This window comes from Lysobacter yangpyeongensis, assembly GCF_042655745.1.
In the GTDB taxonomy this organism is placed as follows: domain Bacteria; phylum Pseudomonadota; class Gammaproteobacteria; order Xanthomonadales; family Xanthomonadaceae; genus Agrilutibacter; species Agrilutibacter yangpyeongensis.
This window is the reverse complement of record NZ_JBHSNM010000001.1, coordinates 1,292,341-1,305,490: the sequence shown is the minus strand read 5'-3', so window position 1 is coordinate 1,305,490 and position 13,150 is coordinate 1,292,341. Positions and strand designations below refer to the sequence as shown.

The 13,150-nt window shown below is 68.9% G+C and carries 14 protein-coding genes, 1 tRNA gene and 1 other RNA gene; 9 read left to right on the top strand and 7 right to left on the bottom strand.

The annotated features are described in order from the left end of the window. Positions 1-4: 4 nt before the first annotated feature. From moaA to ACFPN1_RS05550, 4 genes are read left to right on the top strand one after another with little or no spacing between them, the layout of a single operon-like run. Positions 5-1,030 carry a GTP 3',8-cyclase MoaA gene (gene moaA, locus ACFPN1_RS05565; protein ID WP_386754052.1) on the top strand — a complete coding sequence of 342 codons (1,026 nt, stop codon included), beginning with the start codon at positions 5-7 and terminating at the stop codon, positions 1,028-1,030. A gap of 44 nt (positions 1,031-1,074) precedes the next feature. Continuing rightward, the gene (gene moaC / locus ACFPN1_RS05560; protein ID WP_386753662.1) at positions 1,075-1,566 is read left to right on the top strand and encodes a cyclic pyranopterin monophosphate synthase MoaC; all 492 of its coding nucleotides are present in this window, start codon (positions 1,075-1,077) and stop codon (positions 1,564-1,566) included. Next, positions 1,566-1,811 carry a MoaD/ThiS family protein gene (locus tag ACFPN1_RS05555; RefSeq protein WP_386753660.1) on the top strand — a complete coding sequence of 82 codons (246 nt, stop codon included), beginning with the start codon at positions 1,566-1,568 and terminating at the stop codon, positions 1,809-1,811. Before moaC ends, ACFPN1_RS05555 begins: the two co-directional genes overlap by 1 nt. 1 nt (position 1,812) lies before the next feature. Further along, a complete protein-coding gene (locus ACFPN1_RS05550; protein ID WP_386753658.1) occupies positions 1,813-2,235 on the top strand; it encodes a molybdenum cofactor biosynthesis protein MoaE in 423 nt (140 codons plus the stop codon). A 60-nt stretch (positions 2,236-2,295) separates the two neighbouring features. On the opposite strand, the gene ACFPN1_RS05545 is transcribed toward ACFPN1_RS05550, so the two are convergent. From ACFPN1_RS05545 to ACFPN1_RS05535, 3 genes are all read right to left on the bottom strand, one after another. Beyond that, a complete protein-coding gene (locus ACFPN1_RS05545) occupies positions 2,296-2,814 on the bottom strand; it encodes a hemerythrin domain-containing protein (protein WP_386753656.1) in 519 nt (172 codons plus the stop codon). 335 nt (positions 2,815-3,149) lie between these two features. Next, positions 3,150-3,246, bottom strand: an RNA gene (ffs, locus tag ACFPN1_RS05540) — signal recognition particle sRNA small type. 64 nt (positions 3,247-3,310) lie between these two features. Continuing rightward, positions 3,311-3,403: transfer RNA gene (locus ACFPN1_RS05535), tRNA-Ser, on the bottom strand. Positions 3,404-3,578: 175 nt separating this feature from the next. On the opposite strand from ACFPN1_RS05535, the gene dnaX reads away from it, so the two are divergent. From dnaX to ACFPN1_RS05515, 4 genes are read left to right on the top strand one after another with little or no spacing between them, the layout of a single operon-like run. After that, positions 3,579-5,330: a DNA polymerase III subunit gamma/tau gene (dnaX, locus tag ACFPN1_RS05530; protein WP_386753654.1), complete on the top strand. Its 1,752-nt coding sequence runs from the start codon at positions 3,579-3,581 to the stop codon at positions 5,328-5,330. 53 nt (positions 5,331-5,383) lie between these two features. Beyond that, entirely contained in the window at positions 5,384-5,704 is a 321-nt protein-coding gene (locus ACFPN1_RS05525) for a YbaB/EbfC family nucleoid-associated protein (RefSeq protein ID WP_386753652.1), read from the top strand. A gap of 13 nt (positions 5,705-5,717) precedes the next feature. Continuing rightward, positions 5,718-6,311 (top strand): recombination mediator RecR, encoded by a 594-nt coding sequence (gene recR / locus ACFPN1_RS05520; protein ID WP_386753651.1) that lies wholly within the window; start codon positions 5,718-5,720, stop codon positions 6,309-6,311. A 17-nt stretch (positions 6,312-6,328) separates the two neighbouring features. Next, positions 6,329-6,679 (top strand): histidine triad nucleotide-binding protein, encoded by a 351-nt coding sequence (locus ACFPN1_RS05515; protein ID WP_386753650.1) that lies wholly within the window; start codon positions 6,329-6,331, stop codon positions 6,677-6,679. A gap of 87 nt (positions 6,680-6,766) precedes the next feature. On the opposite strand, the gene ACFPN1_RS05510 is transcribed toward ACFPN1_RS05515, so the two are convergent. From ACFPN1_RS05510 to ACFPN1_RS05495, 4 genes are read right to left on the bottom strand one after another with little or no spacing between them, the layout of a single operon-like run. Next, the gene (locus ACFPN1_RS05510) at positions 6,767-7,252 is read right to left on the bottom strand and encodes a Slp family lipoprotein (protein WP_386753649.1); all 486 of its coding nucleotides are present in this window, start codon (positions 7,250-7,252) and stop codon (positions 6,767-6,769) included. A 57-nt stretch (positions 7,253-7,309) separates the two neighbouring features. Beyond that, positions 7,310-9,283: a transglutaminase TgpA family protein gene (locus ACFPN1_RS05505; RefSeq protein WP_386753647.1), complete on the bottom strand. Its 1,974-nt coding sequence runs from the start codon at positions 9,281-9,283 to the stop codon at positions 7,310-7,312. Beyond that, positions 9,280-10,248 (bottom strand): DUF58 domain-containing protein, encoded by a 969-nt coding sequence (locus ACFPN1_RS05500; protein ID WP_386753645.1) that lies wholly within the window; start codon positions 10,246-10,248, stop codon positions 9,280-9,282. The genes ACFPN1_RS05505 and ACFPN1_RS05500 overlap by 4 nt, the downstream gene beginning before the upstream one ends. Before the next feature lie 17 nt (positions 10,249-10,265). Then, positions 10,266-11,219, bottom strand: coding sequence for an AAA family ATPase (locus ACFPN1_RS05495; protein ID WP_386753643.1), 954 nt, complete (start codon positions 11,217-11,219; stop codon positions 10,266-10,268). A 49-nt stretch (positions 11,220-11,268) separates the two neighbouring features. On the opposite strand from ACFPN1_RS05495, the gene ACFPN1_RS05490 reads away from it, so the two are divergent. Next, the gene (locus ACFPN1_RS05490) at positions 11,269-13,137 is read left to right on the top strand and encodes an ArnT family glycosyltransferase (RefSeq protein ID WP_386753642.1); all 1,869 of its coding nucleotides are present in this window, start codon (positions 11,269-11,271) and stop codon (positions 13,135-13,137) included. Positions 13,138-13,150 lie beyond the last annotated feature (13 nt).

Sequence of the window (13,150 nt, the reverse complement as noted above, 5' to 3'; positions counted from 1 at the left end):
TGCCATGTTCGAAGCGGCGCGGGGAGTGCCGACCGATGTCCGTGATCGGCTGGGCAGACCGCTGCGCGACCTGCGCCTGTCGGTGATCGAAGCCTGCAACTTCCGCTGCCCGTACTGCATGCCCGCCGATCGCGTGCCCGACGACCACGGCTTCGGTTCGGCGCAGCGCCTGTCGTTCGACGAGATCGAGACGCTGGTGCGCGGCTTCGTGCGCGCCGGCGTGACCAAGCTGCGGCTGACCGGTGGCGAGCCCTTGCTGCGCAAGCAGCTCCCGGAACTCATCGCCCGTCTGGCACGCATCGCCGGCCTGGAGGACATCGCGCTCACCACCAACGGTTCCCTGCTCGCCGCGCAGGCGTCCGCGTTGCGCGAGGCCGGTCTGCACCGGATCACCGTCAGCCTGGATGCACTGGATCCGGCGCTGTTCCATGCGCTGTCCGGAGGACGGGGCAGGGTGGCGGACGTGCTGTCCGGCATCGAGGCCGCCAGGGCTGCCGGCTTTGCCCCGATCAAGCTCAACTGCGTGGTGGAGCGCGGCGTCAACGAGCAGGAAGTGCTGCCGCTGGTGGAATTCGCCCGCGCGCACGGCCATGTCCTGCGCTTCATCGAATTCATGGACGTGGGCACCTGCAACGGCTGGCAGCGCGAACGCGTGGTGCCGTCCGCCGAACTGCGCGACCGCATCCACGCGCGCTGGCCGTTGCGGCCGCTCGAAGCCAACTATCGCGGCGAGGTCGCATCGCGTTACGGCTTCGTCGACGGGCAGGGCGAAGTCGGCTTCGTCAGTTCCGTCAGCGAGCCGTTCTGCGGCGACTGCCATCGCGCGCGCGTGTCGGCCGATGGCCGCCTCTACACTTGCCTGTTCGCCGCCGAAGGACGCGACCTGCGGCCGATCCTGGCGGAAGGCGACGCAGCGCTCGCATCGCTGCTGGCCGCGCACTGGTCGCGTCGCGGCGATCGCTACAGCGAGCTGCGTGGCAGTGCCACGGCGCCGCGCCGGCATGTCGAGATGTATCTGGTCGGCGGCTGACGTCCGCGATTCCGCCCCACTGGCAATCGATGCAGAATCCGCACGTGAAAAAGCCCGTCCGCAAGCAGTTGACGCATATCGATCCCGCCGGCCGGCCGGCCATGGTCGACGTTTCCGCCAAACCGGCGACGGCACGCGAAGCGGTTGCGACGTGCCAGGTGCGTTTTCCCGGCGAAGTGGCCACGCAGCTGCGCGCAAACGGCCTGCGGAGTGCGAAGGGCGGCATCGTCGAGACCGCGATCATCGCCGGCACCATGGCCGTGAAGCGCACGCACGAGCTGATCCCGTTCTGCCACCCGCTGCCGATCGACGGCTGCCGCATCGGCATCGAGTGGAACGGCGAGCGCGACCTGCGCATCGAATGCGCCGTCAGGACCACGCATCGCACCGGCGTGGAGATGGAAGCGTTGACCGGCGCGAGCGTTGCCGCGCTCACCGTCTACGACATGTGCAAGGCGCTGTCGCATCGCATCGTCATCGGTCCGGCCAGGCTGCTGTCCAAGCGCGGCGGTCGCAGCGACTTCGGAGCCGCATGATGGGTACGAGGATCACCGTGCTGTATTTCGCGTCGCTGCGCGACGCCGCGGGCCGCGCCGCGGAACCGGTGGAAACGGACGCGGCGGATCTGCGCGGGCTCTATGCCGAAGTGCAGGCGCGTCATGCGCTGCCGTTTCCGGCGCGCCAGCTGCGCGTGGCGGTGGATGGCGAATTCTCGCGCTGGGACGATGCCCCGCGCGACGGGAGCGAAGTCGCCTTCATCCCGCCGGTGAGCGGTGGCTGACATGACCAGGCGCTTTTCCCTGTCGGAAACACCTGTCGATACGGCCGTGCTGCGTGCCGGCCTGCTGGACGATCGCGTCGGCGGTTACGCCAGCTTCGAAGGCTGGGTGCGCAACCACAACGCCGATCGCGTCGTGCGCGGCCTGCGTTACGAGGCCTATGCGGCACTGGCCGAAAGCGAGGGCGAGAAGATCATTGCCGAGGCGCTGCAGAAGTTCGCGCTCATCGACGCGCGCTGCGTGCATCGCGTGGGCGACCTGGCCATCGGCGAGCTGGCGGTCTGGGTCGGTGTCAGCGCCGCCCATCGCGACGCGGCATTCGCCGCGTGCCGCTACATCATCGACGAAGTGAAGCAGCGCGTGCCGATCTGGAAGCACGAGCAATACCTGGAAGGCGACGCCGGCTGGCTGCATCCGCAGCCGTAAGCCGCAAAAGCGAAGCGGGCTTTCGCCCGCCTCGCATGCTTCCGCCGGAGCGTGGTTCGCCTACGGTGCGTACAGCGGATACAGATTCCCTTCCTCGCGCTCGATCCGCATCACCAGCAGCTTCCCGACTTCGTCGTATTCGCGCATGAAGTCGCCGGCGTTGGCGGCCGTCACGCGCGTCTGCTGGTAGCGGCGCACGAACTCGACGACGCCCCGCGCAATGCCGTTCATTTCGCGGCGGAAGTCGCGGATGATCGCCATGTTCTCGCTGTCGTGGGTCAGCGCCTGCTCGAGGTAGACGTAGAAGCGCACGTTTTCGATGAGCAGGTGCGCTTCCAGGCGGGTCTTGAAGGCCAGCAGCCCGTTCGGGATGCGCTGGTAATGGCCGTCGCGCACGTCCTGCCCCAGTTGGCCGTACATGGCCACCAGTTCGGAGTGATCGTCCTTCAGGCTTGCGACCAGGCCCGGGTCGTAGCGGATCGACCGCTCCGGTGGCTTCACGTATTCCAGCGTGCTTGCGGCGGGTCGCGTGTCTTGCGGCTGCGGTTTTCCCTTGAACCAGTTGCCAAACAATCCCATGTGGCGCTCCTTGCGTAAGCCGGTCCCCCATGACCGGCAATCCCGCCCGACTGTGGGACGTCGGCCGGGGATTCGCAAGCGAAATCCGCGGGAACTGCGGCCTGCTTCAAATCGCCGGACGAGCGGTGATGGCTGACCGGCACAGGAGGCAACAAAAGGCCTTCGCGCAATCGACCGCGATCAAACTGCCGTCAGGCGTGCCCGGAACCTTCAGGAGCAAAGCCCCCTTAGTAAGGGGGCGCCCCGACAGGGGCGGGGATTGGGGGCGCATAGCCGGGGCCCAAAGTTTGCGTCAGCAAACTTTGGGATTTCATGCGGAGCATGAAATGGCGATGACCCCGCCGGCTGGCCTCGGCGCCCGCGTCGATCGATACCGTTGCTGCCTTCCGGCCCTGGCGGGGTTTTCGACCTAGCGTCGCGAGGGGCCGACGGGGCCACCATGGAGACTTGCTGGTATTGCGGTTCGCGCGTTGCACGCGATTTGCGACGCTGCGGCTGGCGGAGAGAGGGGGATTCGAACCCCCGAAGCGCGGTTTAGACGCTTACACACTTTCCAGGCGTGCTCCTTCAACCACTCGGACACCTCTCCGCACCTGGTACCGCAGGCCTGAATGCGGCGTCCGGCCGACTTCAGGGGCGTGGATTCTAGCTTTTGGGCGGGAACCGGACAAGCTAGCGGATGCCGGCGGCCAAGCCCATGCGCGCGGCGGCGTGCTCCGGCCGCCGGGCGGGCAAAGTTTTTCGCGCCACGGCAGAATGGCGGCATGTCCTATCTCGTCCTCGCCCGGAAGTGGCGTCCCAAGCGTTTCGCCGAACTGGTCGGGCAGGAGCACGTGGTCCGTGCGCTCACCAATGCGCTGGACTCAGGGCGCGTGCACCACGCCTTCCTGTTCACCGGTACCCGCGGCGTCGGCAAGACCACGATTGCGCGCATCTTCGCCAAGTCGCTCAACTGCGAGCGCGGCACGTCGGCCGATCCCTGCGGCGAATGCGAGACCTGTCGCGCGATCGATGCCGGCCGCTACATCGACCTGCTGGAAATCGACGCGGCCAGCAACACCGGCGTCGACAACGTCCGTGAGCTGATCGAGAACGCGCAATACCTGCCGTCGCGCGGCCGCTACAAGGTCTACCTGATCGACGAAGTGCACATGCTGTCGAAGGCGGCGTTCAACGCGCTGCTGAAGACGCTCGAGGAGCCGCCGGAACACGTGAAGTTCCTCTTCGCGACCACCGACCCGGAGAAGCTGCTGGTGACGGTGCTGTCGCGCTGCCTGCAGTTCAATCTCAAGCGCCTGGACGAACAGCAGATCACCGGGCAGATCACGCGCATCCTCGAGGCCGAAGGCATTCCCGCGGAGCCGGGCGCGATCCGTCTGCTCGCACGGGCCGCGGACGGCAGCCTGCGCGACGGCCTTTCGCTACTGGACCAGGCCATCGCGTATACCGGCGGCAAGCTGGAAGACGCGACCGTGGCCGCGATGCTGGGCACCGTGGACCGCACGCGCGTCGGCGCGCTGCTGGAGGCGCTGTCGCGCGGCGATGGTGCAGGCCTGCTCGCCGAAGTCGGCGTGCTGGCGGAATTCTCGCCGGACTGGAACGGGGTGCTCGATGCGCTGGCGGACGCGCTGCATCGTGTGCAGGTGCGGCAGCTGGTGCCGGAAGCGCCGGTGGAAGGCGAGGGCGTCGACATCGATGCGCTCGCATCCGCTCTGCGCCCCGAGGTCGTCCAGCTCTGGTACCAGATGGCGCTCAATGGTCGCCGCGATCTGCAGTACGCCCCGAGCCCGCGCGCCGGTTTCGAGATGAGCGTGCTGCGCATGCTGGCGTTCCGTCCGGCGGAAGGCGAAGGCATGCGTGCGCCGGCTGTGGCTTCGCGCACGGAAACACCCACGCGCGCAGCGTCGGCAACGGCACCGGCGAGCCTGTCGGCCGCCAGCGCCGCGCGTGCCGAATTGGAACGCGACGCCATGGTTCCGGAACCCCGGCGTGCGCCGCCGGCGATGCCCGAGCCCGCGCCCGCTGCGCGCCCCACGCCCATTGCGAGCGCGCCCGTGGCCATTCAGAACACGCCCGTCGCCGCCGCTCCGGAAGCGCACTCTGCAGCGGGCGCGTCAACCGCCATCGCCGATGCGAGTGCGTGGCATGCACTGGTCGCGGGCAGCGCCCTGCGCGGTCCGGCACGGCTGCTCGCCGAGCATTCGATCTTCGTCGGCTACGACGGCACGACCCTGCGCCTGGCGCTGCCGGCAACGGATGAGCACCTGAAGTCCAGCGCGTTGATCGCGATGATGGCCAATGCGCTGGAACCCATCCTCGGCAGCGCGCCGCAGATCCGCTTCGAGAACGCGCCGGCCGAAGGCGAGTCGCTGCGCGAGCGCAAGGAGCGGGCGCGCGACGAACGGCAGAGCGCTGCCGAAGCCGCCTTCCTCAACGATGTCGACGTGCAGCGGCTCATCACCCAGCACGGCGCGAAACTGGTGCCGGACTCGATCCGGCCGTTCGACGAGAACTAGCTTCCACCCCCGCGTCGCCTTCGCGAGCGGCGCCTATCCCAGAGAGCAAGACTATGCGTGGCAACATCGCCCAAATGATGCAGCAGGCCCAGCGCATGCAGGAAAACCTGCAGCGCGCCCAGGAAGAAATCGCCAAGATCGAAGCCACCGGCTCGGCCGGCGGCGGCATGGTGACGGTGACCCTGACCGGTCGCAAGGAGTGCCGCAAGGTGCGTATCGATCCGAGCGTGCTGTCCGACCAGGAAATGGTCGAGGACCTGATCGCGGCTGCCTTCAACGACGCGTCCAACAAGATCGACGCCGAATCTCAGGCGAAGATGTCGGCCGCCACCGCCGGCATGCCGCTGCCGCCCGGAATGAAGCTGCCGTTCTGACCACTGCCGCAGCGTGAGCGCGTTACTCGAACAACTGATCGAAGCGCTGCGTGTGTTGCCGGGCGTCGGACCGAAATCGGCGCAGCGCATGGCCTACCACGTGCTGGAGCGCGATCGCGACGGCGGCCGGCGCCTTGCGGATGCATTGGCGACGGCGGTCGAGCGCATCGGCCATTGCGCGCGCTGCCGCGATTTCAGCGAGACCGAAATCTGCGCCACCTGCGCGAGCGCGTCACGCGATGCCTACCTGCTGTGCGCAGTGGAATCGCCCGCCGACCGGCTGGCGATCGAGCAGGCGACCGGTTATCGCGGGCTGTACTTCGTGCTGCAGGGTCGGCTGTCGCCGTTGGACGGCATCGGTCCGCGCGAGCTCGGACTGGACCGGCTGGCCGCGCGCCTGGCCGAAGGCGAAGTGCAGGAACTCATCATCGCGACCAATCCCACCGTGGAGGGCGAAGCCACGGCGCACTACCTGGGCCAGCTGGCGCGCCAGCACAAGGTGCGACCGAGCCGCCTCGCGCACGGCGTACCGCTCGGCGGCGAACTGGAATACGTGGATCGCGGCACGCTGTCGCATGCGTTCGGCAGCCGCAGCGAAATGCCTTGAACACAGAGGGAACGACGATGTCCGACACCATCTTCCACAAGATCATCCGACGCGAGATCCCGGCCACGATCGTGTACGAGGACGAGCACCTCATCGCGTTCCGCGACATCGCGCCGCAGGCGCCGGTGCACGTGCTGTTCGTGCCCAAGGTGGACATCGCCACCCTCAACGACGTGGCGCCCTCGCAGGCGGAGATCATCGGTCGCCTGCACATCGCCGCGGCCAGCTACGCCAAGGAGCAGGGCTTCGCCGAGGACGGTTACCGCGTCGTCATGAACTGCAACGGCAACGGCGGGCAGACCGTGTTCCAGGTGCACCTGCACCTGCTGGCCGGCGCGCAACTGGGGCGCTTCGGCACGCCGGTGTGACGCGCGCGCGCCGGACGTATCGGCGGACGTCCTTGTGCGAAAGCAAAACGCCCGGCTGGACCGGGCGTTTTCGCGTGCGGATGCCGCTTACCACCAGCCCCACCACGGCCACGGCGCCGGGCGGGTCACCACGTCGACGCGTTCGCGCACGGGCCACAGGTAGATCACGTCGGCTTCGACGCGCGGGAAGCGATAGTCGTATTCGCCGATGCGGCGGCTTTCGTATCCGTCGATGCGGCCGGTGAAGGTGACCTCGCGGTTCTTCTCGAACAGGGCCGGATCGTAGAAGCCGGTCTTGCAGGCGATGAAGCGGCCGCCGACGTCATCGGTCGCCCAGTAGGGACGGCCGTATTGCGAAAGTCGGGTGGAAATCATCTGGAAACAGGTGCGGTTGCTCTGCGGTTCGACTTCGACGATGCGCCCGCCCCAGCGCACGGTTGCGCCGGTCGATTCCGAAGCGGCGGCCTGTTGCGGCGTGATCTCGGTGAACGTGCCCTGCAGCGGGCGGGGTTGCGATGCGCACGCCGCGAGCAGGGTCGCGGCGATGACGGGGATTACGATTCGGGCCTTCATTTTCCTTGCCTCCATTGGGCGGATCCGTCGCGGGGTTCCCGTTCGTCCGTGCGCGGGTCAGGTTCGAAACTTCGGTCGATGGCGACGCAGTGCCCGGATCAGCTCCGAGGCGGCACGGGTACCACGCGTCCCGGGTCGGGGGTCAGCGTAGCGCCAATTGACGAAACGGTGGCTGAGTTCCTGCAGGTCGGGAGCCAGGTCCGGACGCGTTGCCGCAACGCGCGTCACCCAATCGCCCGCCGCTTCGTGCGGTACGCGCTCGAGTCCGAGCCTGCGGTAGCGCAGGCCCAACCGGTGCCAGGCACGCAGCACCGGGTCCGGTTCGCGTCGCCCGCGCGCGCTCAGCCACACCATCCACAGCAAAGCGAGTGCGGCGCACGTGGCGAAAACCACGCCGAGCTGGCTGGCGCTGACTTTTCCAAAGCCGAGGGGCTCGAACAGCCGCGACTGGCGGGTGGCGTCGAAGCCGAGCACCAGGTCGTTCCAGTTGCGACGCAGCCAGTCGCGCACGTTCCACAGCGGCATGCCGAAGTCGCCCAGCAGGTTGCCGGTGCCGGGCAGGCGGTCGGCGACGGTGTCGTAGATGCGCTCGGGCGCGACCGCCGCCGTCGGGTCGACGCGCACCCAGCCGCGTGCCGGAAGCCACACTTCCGCCCATGCATGCGCATCGGAGCGGCGCACGATCCAGTACCCGCCGATGGGATTGCGATAGCCGCCCGCATAGCCCGTCACCACGCGCGCGGGAATGCCGGCGCCACGCATGAGCACGACGAAGGACGAACTGAAGTGCTGGCAAAACCCGGCCCTGGTATCGAACAGGAATTCGTCGACGGCGTTGCGCCCCCACGGCGGCGTTGCCAGCGTGTAGGCGAAATCGTGCCGGATCCACTGCAGGGCGCGATCCACGATCGCGGCATCGTCGTTGCCTGCCTCGCGTCGCCACTGTCGCGCGAGTGCGAGCGTCCTGGGATTGAATCCGGCGGGCAGTTCCAGCGCCGCGGCGCGCAAGGCTGGGGCCAGCACGCCCTTCTGCTGCAGTGGCATGGCGGATTGCAGGCGCCAGCGCGTCAGCGAGGTGAGCGGCGCCGTCGTGCGCAGCGACCAGTCACTGATCAACCGGGTGCCGGAGGGCGGCTGTACCGGCAGGTCGAGTGCGGGCAACTGGCGGCGGTCCGTCGGCTCCACTTCCAGTTCGTAGTCCCAGCGAGGCCCGAATACCGGCAGCTCTTGCGGTGCCATATCGCGCATCCAGCGCGGTGAGGTCCACTCCTCGCCGTCGAACTGCCACAGCGTGAGGTGGCGCCAGTACATCTCGTCGCGGCGGGGCGTGGCGCCGAAAAAGCGCACCCGCAGAGTGGGCGTGTCGTCGCCCATCATGTCCACCCAGTCGCTCGGCCGCATCGTTTCGGACAGGCCGGGTCGCGCGAGCGCGCGGTCCGGCACGCCCCACATCGGCGAGGCCAGGCGCGGGAACAGCCAGAACGTGACCAGCGCCAGCGGCATGCCGATGAGCAGCAGGTGCAGGACGCTGCGCACGCGGTGTTGCCAGGGCATGTTGAAGCCGGTGTCGCCGGACTCGAAATCGGCGAGCCGTTGCAGCGCCGCGAGCGCGCCGGTCGCGGCACTGAGGCCGAGCACCAGCGACAACGGGCCTTCATCGAGCAGGAAAGTTGCGAACGGCGCGAACAACGCAAACCCGATCAGGCTGCGCGCATCGCGCAGGCGCGCCGTTTCGGCGGGCTTGATCGCGAGCATCGCCGCCAGCAGCGCGCAGCCGGTGTCGCGACCGAAGCGGATGCCGGACACGCCGAGTACCGCCATCACCACCAGCAAGGTCAGCACCACGCGGATCGCGGTAGGCAGCGGGTTGCGCCAGGCCAGCGCGGTCGTCGCCGCGCCTGCCGCCGCGATCGGCCACGCGAGCGAAGCCGGCAATTGCAGAAGCAGAGGCACCACGCAGCCGACCGCGGCGAGCAAGGCCCAGTGGCGACCATTGCGGTCGAGCGCCAGGGGATCAGCGACGACGCTCATCCCGTTGCCACTGCGGATTGCGGAAGCAGCGCCAGCGCACGCTGGCAGGCGTGGCGATGCAGGGGGCCGCGATCCGGCCCGATATCGGGATGACCGGGCAGCCGCAGGCAGTAGCGGCGACCGTCGCGTTCGGCCTCATCGACCCAGCGCGCGAGCCGGGAAATGCGCTGCTCGTAGCCGAGATCTCCGAGGCGGTGCCAGTCCAGCATCACGTCGGCCCCCAGCGGTTGCTCGTATTCGCGGACGAGCAGGACGTCGCGGCGCGCCGACGGTTTCCACGCGATCGCACGTCGCGCATCGCCCGCGCGGTAGCTGCGCAGGTGATGCACGTCGTCGCCCGCCGGATGCAGGCGGGTCTGTGCCTGTTCGCCCGAACCGAGCGGCAACGGCGGGCCGTCCTGCTCGGGCGCGGCATACACCAGCAGCGGCGCATTGCTCCAGACGTAGGTCCACGCGCGCGCCAGTCCCAGCGGCCGCGTGGTGTACAACCGCAGCCGGTCCGTTTCGAGCCAGCCGCGCCGGTGCGTGGGCACGGAGATTTCGGCTTCGCCATGCCCCTGTTCCAGGTTCAGCAACGACGCTTGCGTCGTGTCTTCGCCATCCAGGCGCAGTCCGCGGCGCACGCGCGACGGGTCGGCCTGCGCGTGCAGGCGCACTCGCATCGCACGACCGGCGGCCACCGGTTCGGCATCCAGCGCCGTCACGCTCATGCCGGTGAGCTGCATCTGCGCGGCGATCAGGCTGGCGAGCCCGGCGCCGCCCAGCAGCAGACACAGCAGCAGCGCGGGATTGTTGTTGTAGTTCAGCGCGCCGCCCGCCATGCCGACGATCAGGCCGACATAGAACAGGCCGAACCGGGTCGGCAATACGTAGACGCGACGGGCGTCGATGGTGACCGGCAGGGCTTCGGGAGCGCGCGGGCGCGCCAGCCGGGCGGCAAATGCACGAAACCTGCGCCAGGGCATCGCGGCGGATCCGATGGTCAGTCCACGGGTACCGAGTGGAGGATGGCCTTCGCGAGCGATGCATCGCTGCCGGCTTCGGCATCGGCCACCAGCCGGTGCGCGGCGACCGCGCCGAACAACGCCTGCACGTCCTCCGGAAGCACATGCGACCGTCCCAGCAGCAGCGCATAGGCGCGCGCGGCGCGCAGCAGCGCAAGGCCCGCGCGCGGGGACAGGCCCACGCGCACGCCGGGATGCTTGCGGCTGCGCGCGAGCAGCGCCTGCACATACGCGATCAGCGCTTCGCTCGCATGCACGTTCTGGACCGCGCGCTTCGCGCCGATCACGTCCTCGGCGCCGAGCAGCGGCATGGTCTGCGCGATCAGGTCGCGGCGATCGACACCGGCAAGCAGGTCGCGCTCCGCGGCTTCGCCGGGATAGCCCAGCGCCAGGCGCAGCAGGAAGCGGTCGAGCTGCGAATCGGGTAGCGGGTAGGTGCCTGCCAGGTCCACCGGATTCTGGGTGGCGATGACGAAGAAGGGATCGGGCAGCGCGTGCGTGGTCCCGTCGACGGTCACCTGGTGCTCGGCCATCGCCTCGAGCAACGCACTCTGCGTGCGCGGCGGTGCGCGGTTGATTTCGTCGGCGAGCAGTACCTGCGCGAACACCGGCCCCGGATGGAACTGGAAGCCGCGCGTCTGCGGATCGAACACGGAAACGCCCACCACGTCGGCCGGCAGGAGGTCGGAAGTGAACTGCACGCGCTGGAAGTCGAGACCGAGCGTGGTGGCCATCGCCCGCGCCAGCGTCGTCTTGCCCAGGCCCGGCAGGTCCTCGATGAGGAGGTGGCCGCCCGCCAGCAGTGCCACGAAGGCGAGCCGCACTTCCTGCACCTTGCCCAGCACCAGCGAATTGACCTGTGCCTGGGCGCGTTCAAGGGTCAGGCGCAGGGCATCGGGTAGCATGTCCGCCGCGGTCGGGGATGCCGCCATTCGAGTTCTCCTTCCAGTGCGTTCAGTGTAACGGGGTTGCTCTTCTTCAATGCGCGATGAAGCAATGCATGCCGGGCAGGCGCCCGGTCCGGCACGACGCGGCTTCTGGCTGTTGTGGGCCGCGGTCCTGCTGGCGAAGCTGATGGTCGCCGCACGCCTGCCGTTGTTCGTGGACGAGGCGTTCTACTGGCAGGAAGGCCACCACCTGGCCGCGGCCTATTCCGATCTGCCCGGATTGACGGCCTGGCTGGCCCGGCTCGGCGTGGCCATGGGCGGAGAACACGCCTTCGCGCTTCGCGCGCCCTTCCTTTTCATCGCGGCGCTGGTGCCGCTGTTGGTCGTGCGGATCACCACGCGCGAATTCGGCGAACGCGCGGGTTGGCAGGCGGGCTGCTTCGCGCTGCTGCTGCCTCTGGCCGGCACGCTGGGCCTGCTGGCGCTGCCCGACGCGATGATGGCGCTGGCGACCTTGCTGTGCGCCGACGCCGGTGCGCGACTGCTGCGTGAAGTCGACGCCGCCGACGCGCTGGAACTCGCCATCGGCCTGGTGCTCGGTGCGCTGAGCCACTATCGCTTCGTCGCCGTGATCGGCGTCGGTTTCATCGCCTTGCTGCTCCTGCCGGATGGTCGCCGCGCCCTGCGCGACGTGCGCGTGTGGACCGCGATCGCGCTTGGCGCCTCGGCCTGGGTGCCGCTGCTGGCCTGGAACCTGGACAACGCGGACGCGGGCCTGCGCTTCCAGCTGGTGGACCGGCATCCCTGGGCCTTCCATGCCGACGGCATCCTGTTCCTCGGCATCCAGGCGTTGATGGCGACGCCGCTGCTGTTCGCCGCGCTGGCGTGGGCCGCCTGGCGCGGGCGCCATGGCACGCTGCCGGCCACGCGCTACTTCGCCTATCTCGGCGGGCTGGTGGTGCTCGGGTTCTTCGTGCTCGGCTTTTTCGCCGATACGGAGCGGGTGAGTTTCCATTGGCCGCTGCCGGGATACCTGGCCTTGCTGCCGCTGCTGCCGGCGGTGCTGGCGCGATGGCCGCGCTGGTTGCGCGTCGCGACCTGGGGCGTGGCCGGCGCCGGTCTGGCCGTGATGCTGACGTTCTACGCGGCCGTGTCGGTGCCGCACCTGCGTGCGCTCAGCGCCGCGACCAAATTCTATCCGTCGAACTTCGCCGGATGGGACGTGCTGGCCGATGCCACGGGGCGCCGGCTCGGGCAGATGCCGCCCGGCACCACGCTGCTGGCCGACAGCTTCAAGGTCGGCGCGGAACTCGGTTTCGCGCTCGGAAAGCCGGATATCCCGGTGCTCGACCATCCGCTCAACCGCAAGCACGGACGCGCGCCGCAGTTGCGCCTGTGGGGGCTGCAATCGGCGGGCGGCCACGAATGGGCGCGCCATCCGGCGTTGCTGGTGGTCGGCATCACCGAAGTGCCGTACAAGGACCTGCTGCATCGCTACCACGCCCTGTGCGACATGGTGGGCCCGCTGCCGCCGCCGCAGGTGCTGAACATCGACCACGGTCGCCAGCGCTTCGCCTTGTTCGCGCTTGATTCGCAGCGGACGGGTGCGTGCACGACGCCGGCGATGGCGTGGATCGACACGCCGGAAGCCGACGCGTCGGTCGAACGTGTGTTCGACCTGCGCGGTTGGGCATTCAAGGATGGCGTCGGTCTGGCCCGCGTGGACGTGCTGCTGGATGGACGACTCGTAGCCGAGGCCCGCTACGGCGAGCGCTACGAAGGCCTGCGCAACAACTGGCCGGAAACCAACGATCCGCGGCATCCCGATGTCGGTTTCAGCGCGCGCGTCGATCTGCGCGGAACAACCGCCGTGACGCCGGGGCGCCATTGGCTGGGGCTGCGCCTGCACGGCCGCGACGGTAGCGTCGAGGAATGGGCCGAGCAGCCGATCCGCATCCGCTGAAGCCCGCGCTGCG

Excerpts from the sequence above, each read along its gene's own strand:
- moaA (WP_386754052.1), top strand. The coding sequence starts at position 5 with ATGTTCGAAGCGGCGCGGGGAGTGCCGACCGATGTCCGTGATCGGCTG.
- ACFPN1_RS05555 (WP_386753660.1), top strand. The coding sequence starts at position 1,566 with ATGGGTACGAGGATCACCGTGCTGTATTTCGCGTCGCTGCGCGACGCC.
- ACFPN1_RS05550 (WP_386753658.1), top strand. The coding sequence starts at position 1,813 with ATGACCAGGCGCTTTTCCCTGTCGGAAACACCTGTCGATACGGCCGTG.
- ACFPN1_RS05545 (WP_386753656.1), bottom strand. The coding sequence starts at position 2,814 with ATGGGATTGTTTGGCAACTGGTTCAAGGGAAAACCGCAGCCGCAAGAC.
- dnaX (WP_386753654.1), top strand. The coding sequence starts at position 3,579 with ATGTCCTATCTCGTCCTCGCCCGGAAGTGGCGTCCCAAGCGTTTCGCC.
- ACFPN1_RS05525 (WP_386753652.1), top strand. The coding sequence starts at position 5,384 with ATGCGTGGCAACATCGCCCAAATGATGCAGCAGGCCCAGCGCATGCAG.
- ACFPN1_RS05515 (WP_386753650.1), top strand. The coding sequence starts at position 6,329 with ATGTCCGACACCATCTTCCACAAGATCATCCGACGCGAGATCCCGGCC.
- ACFPN1_RS05510 (WP_386753649.1), bottom strand. The coding sequence starts at position 7,252 with ATGAAGGCCCGAATCGTAATCCCCGTCATCGCCGCGACCCTGCTCGCG.
- ACFPN1_RS05505 (WP_386753647.1), bottom strand. The coding sequence starts at position 9,283 with ATGAGCGTCGTCGCTGATCCCCTGGCGCTCGACCGCAATGGTCGCCAC.
- ACFPN1_RS05500 (WP_386753645.1), bottom strand. The coding sequence starts at position 10,248 with ATGCCCTGGCGCAGGTTTCGTGCATTTGCCGCCCGGCTGGCGCGCCCG.
- ACFPN1_RS05495 (WP_386753643.1), bottom strand. The coding sequence starts at position 11,219 with ATGGCGGCATCCCCGACCGCGGCGGACATGCTACCCGATGCCCTGCGC.
- ACFPN1_RS05490 (WP_386753642.1), top strand. The coding sequence starts at position 11,269 with ATGCGCGATGAAGCAATGCATGCCGGGCAGGCGCCCGGTCCGGCACGA.